8 protein-coding genes and 1 pseudogene are annotated in these 5,467 nt (G+C 68.2%); 1 reads left to right on the top strand and 8 read right to left on the bottom strand.

Features of this window, described 5'->3' with window-relative positions; all coding sequences use genetic code 11:
- Window positions 1-47 precede the first annotated feature (47 nt).
- The 4 genes from cpaB to ACTS11_RS21255 all read right to left on the bottom strand — a co-directional run bounded on the left by cpaB (window position 48) and on the right by ACTS11_RS21255 (window position 2,312).
- On the bottom strand, window positions 48-872 hold the full coding sequence (gene cpaB / locus ACTS11_RS21270; protein ID WP_442642275.1) for a Flp pilus assembly protein CpaB: 825 nt from the start codon (window positions 870-872) through the stop codon (window positions 48-50).
- 233 nt (window positions 873-1,105) lie between these two features.
- Window positions 1,106-1,306, bottom strand: coding sequence for a pilus assembly protein (locus tag ACTS11_RS21265; RefSeq protein WP_442642274.1), 201 nt, complete (start codon window positions 1,304-1,306; stop codon window positions 1,106-1,108).
- 327 nt (window positions 1,307-1,633) lie between these two features.
- On the bottom strand, window positions 1,634-1,828 hold the full coding sequence (locus ACTS11_RS21260; protein ID WP_442642273.1) for a pilus assembly protein: 195 nt from the start codon (window positions 1,826-1,828) through the stop codon (window positions 1,634-1,636).
- 286 nt (window positions 1,829-2,114) lie between these two features.
- On the bottom strand, window positions 2,115-2,312 hold the full coding sequence (locus ACTS11_RS21255; RefSeq protein ID WP_442642272.1) for a pilus assembly protein: 198 nt from the start codon (window positions 2,310-2,312) through the stop codon (window positions 2,115-2,117).
- Window positions 2,313-2,616: 304 nt separating this feature from the next.
- Between ACTS11_RS21255 and ACTS11_RS21250 the strand changes: the two genes are divergently transcribed.
- Window positions 2,617-3,477 carry a lytic transglycosylase domain-containing protein gene (locus ACTS11_RS21250; RefSeq protein ID WP_442642271.1) on the top strand — a complete coding sequence of 287 codons (861 nt, stop codon included), beginning with the start codon at window positions 2,617-2,619 and terminating at the stop codon, window positions 3,475-3,477.
- 1 nt (window position 3,478) lies between these two features.
- Here ACTS11_RS21250 and ACTS11_RS21245 read toward each other — a convergent pair whose 3' ends face one another.
- The 4 genes and pseudogenes from ACTS11_RS21245 to ACTS11_RS21230 form a co-directional block, all read right to left on the bottom strand.
- Entirely contained in the window at window positions 3,479-3,760 is a 282-nt protein-coding gene (locus ACTS11_RS21245) for a GNAT family N-acetyltransferase (RefSeq protein ID WP_442642270.1), read from the bottom strand.
- Window positions 3,753-4,397: a 3-oxoacid CoA-transferase subunit B gene (locus ACTS11_RS21240; RefSeq protein ID WP_442642269.1), complete on the bottom strand. Its 645-nt coding sequence runs from the start codon at window positions 4,395-4,397 to the stop codon at window positions 3,753-3,755. The genes ACTS11_RS21245 and ACTS11_RS21240 overlap by 8 nt, the downstream gene beginning before the upstream one ends.
- A 3-nt stretch (window positions 4,398-4,400) precedes the next feature.
- Window positions 4,401-5,105, bottom strand: a complete 705-nt coding sequence (locus tag ACTS11_RS21235; RefSeq protein WP_442642268.1) for a CoA transferase subunit A — start codon at window positions 5,103-5,105, stop codon at window positions 4,401-4,403.
- Window positions 5,106-5,183: 78 nt separating this feature from the next.
- Window positions 5,184-5,467: pseudogene (locus tag ACTS11_RS21230) on the bottom strand (class II histone deacetylase); the annotation flags it as partial.

Here is a 5,467-nt window from a genome sequence, read left to right as displayed (position 1 = left end):
GGTTCGGGTGCCGGCCAGGGACGGAAACCGGCGCCCGTGTGAACCTGTCAGTTGGTGCAGGGAACCTGCGTCACCACCATCTCGCCGCCGCGCCGGGCGCGGACGGTGCAGATCTCGGGGCCCGCGCTCTGGACGATCTCGGCCGCGCCGAGGAGCTGGTTCGTCGAGACCTCGACCGCCTCGGAGATGGTCTCGTCGCCCACGCCCACGAGGGCCAGCGTGAGGTTGCCGCTCGCCTGTGCCTGGGTCAGCGCGGCGATGTCGCCGGGGTCCGCCATGACGGTGATGGTCCGCGCGATGGTCGGGTTGTTGCGGTCCAGGTCGTCGATCTGGTCGATGGCGATGATCTGCACGTTCGAGCGGATCAGGCGGGTGACGCCCGATCCTTCGCGGTCGTTGCCGGACCAGAAGACGTCGACGCGGTCGCCCGGCCGCAGGAAGCCAGACACGCCCGAAGTCACGTCGACGCGGAGCGCGAGCGCGCGCATCCCCGCCTGGAGACGGGAGGCCACGCCGGCATCCTCGCCGGGGGCGGTGACCTTGGAGACGAGCACCGGCTCGTCGGCCTCCATCACGCGCAGCACCACGCGCGGCTCGTCCACGCCCTCGGGGAAGAGTTCCTCGAGCGAGGTGAACGCGCCGAAGGGCACGTGGTCCGCCGGCCAGCGGATGGCGCGCACGTCGGCCTGCGTGAGCGGTTCGCCGTAGCGCACCTGACGGGTCACGACGAAGACGTCGGTGGTGGGAACGATGGCTTCGCGCTGCTGCGCGATGGCCAGCTGGTATTGGTCGAAGCGGTCCTTGGCCACGGACACCGCGAACGCGGCGAGACCGATACCGACCAGAAGAACCAGGACGAAGACGATACGCATTTCGGCATCCTCATGTTTCTGCTCATTGCCGCGCCGCGCGGGACCTCCGCGGGCGTGGTGCGAAGGATTCCGCGACCGCTCCGGCCGGCGTCACCCTCACCCATCGGCAAGGTCTCGCCGAGAAATCTGGCAAAAATTGGTCAACGCAACGAAAAACCGGCTGTTTTCCCTCGATCCGGGTTGTTCCGTGGCTCCTCCGCGGGGAACGGAACCCCCGCGGAGGCTGGCAGACCTCAGTTGCTGGTGAAGGTCGTGGCGATGTTCTGCGACTGCAGCTGGGTGTTGATGTCGCCCGAGAGGTTCTGGACGCCGTTCGACACGACGGCCATGACGGCCAGGCCGAGGCCGACGATTGCGGCGGTCAGAACGACCCAGTCCACCGTCACGGCGCCGGACTCGCCGGTAGCGAAGGTGCGGAGATTGGTAATGAACATGGAGAACTCCTGAAGTTCCTGTTGCCTGGGGGAGGCCGCCGTCGCGCCGACGCGCCGCCCAGGGGGGCGGCCGGAAGGTCGGGCGGGACGTGCCGTGGGGCGTTCTGCTCCGACGCTTTTTGGCGCAGGTTGATTATCCGCGGCGTCAGGGCGGGAATGTGTCGGGCGCACGTCCGGGAGCGCGCGTTCCCCGGCGATTGTTCTAAAATGCAGTCCGGCTGCCTCGCGCGCGGCTGGAAACGAGGAAAGCCGCGTCAGGCGACGCGGCTTTCCTGCGATGGGATGTGATCCCCGTGCGGCCGCGATGCCGCGGCCATCAGGCGGACCTCAGTTGGTGACGAAGGTCGTGCTGATGTTCTGCGACTGCAGCTGGGTGTTGATGTCGCCCGAGAGGTTCTGGACGCCGCTCGACACGACGGCCATGACGGCCAGGCCGAGGCCCACGATGGCGGCGGTCAGAACGACCCAGTCCACCGTCACGGCGCCGGATTCGGATTTTGCAAAGTTCTTGATCATTTCCATTTCTCTCACTCCAAGCTTATGTCTTTCGACAATCAGGTTCCCGGACCCGGTTGCTCGCCCAGGCGATCCCGTGTTCCGCGTGACTGGACACTGGTGGGCAAGTGCGGCGGCAATTTGACGCCAAATCGATATGAATCCGATTAGATTTGTGTCTTTTCACGGCACCTGGCGGTATCTGCGGCAGGTGCGGGGCGCGACCGGCGAACGCTGAGCGCCGCGTCCGGGGACGCGGCGCTCTCGCGGTTTTCTGGCGCGCGGCCGCGATCCCGCGACCGACAGGCGGACCTCAGTTGGTGACGAAGGTCGTGCTGATGTTCTGCGACTGCAGCTGGGTGTTGATGTCGCCCGAGAGGTTCTGGACGCCGCTCGACACGACGGCCATGACGGCCAGGCCGAGGCCCACGATGGCGGCGGTCAGAACGACCCAGTCCACCGTCACGGCGCCGGATTCGGATTTCGCGAAGTTCTTGATGAGTGCGGTCATGGTGGTCTCTCCAAATGTTGATCGCTAAACTGTCGGTTCCGTTCGGCCGGGCCGCAGCGCGTTGTATCCCTGTCCGATCGATGGCCCCCTTGTCGGCGCCGAACCGGGCGGGAATTTGGCACTCATGCGAATTTAAATTGATTTGTGCGGGGTTGTTTTGCGGCCACGACGGCGGCATCCTGCGCGCGAAGACCCCGGGAGGCGCGCCAAGCGGTGCGACAGTCGCCGCAGCCGGTCCCGGCAAAGAAGGCAGGCAGTTCACAGGCAGGGGCGCGAGGCAAGGTCCGCGCCCGAGGGCAGGTCGATGAAACCGAAGTCGTCCGTTACGGCGGCGCTTGCGCTCGCGGTCCTCTGGGCCGCGCCGCCTCCGTCCTTCGCCGAGGAGACGGGGCATATCTTCCGGCGCGTGGCGGTGCCGGGGCCCGATCACGCGGGGCCGCGCATCAACATCCAGATCCGGCCCGGCGACAACTTCACCACCCTCGACCCGGCCGAGCGCGCGGCGCTGTCCACCCCGCGCGAGCCCGTGGTGCAGACCGCGGCGGCGATGCCCATGCCGCTCGAACCCGGCGCCACGGCGTCCTGGTTCTGGTCGGAGGTGAGCCCCGCGCTGCCCGCCACGCTCGCGCGGTACTGGGCGGCCGAGGCGCTCTTTTCCGAGTTCCCGCGCGAGGCGCAGGCGGTGACGCCGCGTCTCGCCCACGTCTCCGGCATCGCCGAGACCTATGGCCGCGAGCTTCTGGCGGCCACCGTCGGCACCTCGGTCTCGCCCGCCTTCGCGCTCGCCGTCATCGCGGTCGAGAGCGCGGGGCGGCAGGACGCCGTCAGCCACGCGGGCGCGCAGGGGCTGATGCAACTCATCCCGGCGACGGCGGAGCGCTTCGGCGTCGCCGACCCCTTCGACCCGGTGCAGAACATCCGCGGCGGCGTCGCCTATCTCGACTGGCTGATGGACGAGTTCGACCGTGATCCGATTCTCGTGCTGGCCGCCTACAACGCGGGCGAGGGGGCCGTGCACCGTTCGGGTGGGGTGCCGGACTACGAGGAGACGCGGAACTACGTCCCCCGCGTCCTCGCCGCGTGGCAGGTGGCGCGCGGCCTCTGCCTGACGCCGCCCGAACTGGTCTCGGACGGCTGCGTCTTCGCGCCGATCGCGCAGCGCTAGCTCAGGCGAAGACGTCCGCCCATTCGGGATGGCGCATCGCCTGGGACCGGACGAAGGGGCAGAGCGGCGTGATCTTCACCCCCTCCGCCCGCGCGTCGGCCACCAGCCGCTCCACCAACCGCCGCCCGGCGCCCGTGCCGCGCATCGCGTCCGGGACGCCGGTATGGTCGGCGATGATGTGCGTGGGCGACAGGATCGAGTAGGTCAGCTCCGCCTCCGCGCCGTTCTCGCGGAGGACGTAGCGTCCCTTCGATCCCGTCACCTCGCGCGTGATGTCAGACAATGGTGGCTTCCGTCGCGGCACGGAGGTCGTCGTGGCTGACGCCCGGGGCCGTCTCGACGATCTGGAGGCCCTTGTGCGCCACGTCGAGCACGCCGAGATTGGTGATGATCCGGTCGACCACGCCCTTGCCGGTGAGCGGCAGGGTGCATTCCCGCAGGACCTTCGACTCGCCGTGCTTGTTCTGGTGGTCCATCACCACGACGACGCGGCCGACGCCGGCCACGAGGTCCATCGCGCCCCCCATGCCCTTCACCAGCTTGCCGGGGATCATCCAGTTGGCGAGGTCGCCCTTCTCGGAGACCTCCATCGCGCCCAGGATCGCCATGGCGATCTTGCCGCCCCGGATCATCCCGAACGAGGTCGCGCTGTCGAAGTAGGAGGTGTGCGGCAGCTCGGTGATCGTCTGTTTGCCTGCGTTGATGAGGTCGGGGTCCTCGTCGCCCTCGAAGGGGAAGGGCCCCATGCCCAGCATCCCGTTCTCGGACTGGAGCGTGACCGTCATCCCCTCGGGAATGTAGTTCGACACCAGCGTCGGGATGCCGATCCCGAGGTTCACGTACATGCCGTCCTCGAGCTCCTTCGCGGCGCGGGCGGCCATCTGGTTGCGGTCCCAGCCCTTCTTGACGTCGGTGGTCATGGCTCAGGCCTCCTCGCGCTTGCGGACGGTCCGCTGTTCGATCCGCTTCTCGTGCGTGCCCTGGATCAGGCGATGCACGTAGATGCCGGGCAGGTGGATGGTGTCGGGGTCGATGGAGCCGGTGGGCACGATCTCCTCCACCTCCATCACGCAGACGCGGCCGCACATCGCCGCCGGCACGTTGAAGTTGCGCGCGGTCTTGCGGAAGACGGCGTTGCCCGTCTCGTCGGCCTTCCAGGCCTTCACGATGGCGAGGTCGGCGAAGATGCCCCGCTCGAGGATGTAGGTCTGGCCGTCGAAATCCTTGTGTTCCTTGCCCTCGGCGATGACGGTGCCCACGCCGGTCTTGGTGTAGAAGCCTGGGATGCCGGCGCCGCCCGCCCGCATCCGCTCGGCGAGCGTGCCCTGCGGGTTGAACTCGATCTCGAGCTCGCCCGAGAGATACTGGCGCATGAACTCGTCGTTCTCGCCCACGTAGGAGGACATCATCTTCGCGATCTGCTTGGTGTCGAGCAGCTTGCCGAGCCCGAACCCGTCCACGCCGCAATTGTTGGACGCGATGGTCAGGTCCTTCACGCCGCTCGCCACCAGCGCGTCGATCAGGAGTTCCGGGATGCCGCAGAGACCGAAGCCCCCCGACGCGATCAGCATGCCGTCGTGCAGGAGCCCGTCGAGCGCCTCCGCGGCAGAGCCGTATACCTTCTTCATGGGATGCCTTCCCCCTCTCGAAATGCGCGGGCACCGTGGCGCGCGCGGGGCGCGCTGTCAACGTGCCGCGGCGCGGCGTCAGAGGCCGAAGCCCGCCTCCAGATCGCCGATCCAGGACGAGGCGAAGGCGTCGAAACGCGGCCCCGGCTGCTGCGCCTCGATGCGCTTGGCCAGCGGGTCCGGGGCCCGGATGTCCGAGCCCGACAGCGCCTCGAGCACCGCGTGGCCGCAGAAGGGGACATGCGCCTCGGAATAGCCGCCCTCGTGGACGAGGACGAGACGCCCGTCGCAGAGGTCGTCGGCCGCCTCCATCATCATGCCGGTCATCGCCCGGAACGTGTGCGAACCTGCCATCATGCGGC

Origin of the sequence: Roseicyclus sp. (assembly GCF_052168335.1) — a bacterium.
GTDB lineage: Bacteria > Pseudomonadota > Alphaproteobacteria > Rhodobacterales > Rhodobacteraceae > Roseibacterium.
Note: the sequence above shows the minus strand (reverse complement) of the source record. Positions and strands in the feature narration are given on the sequence as shown.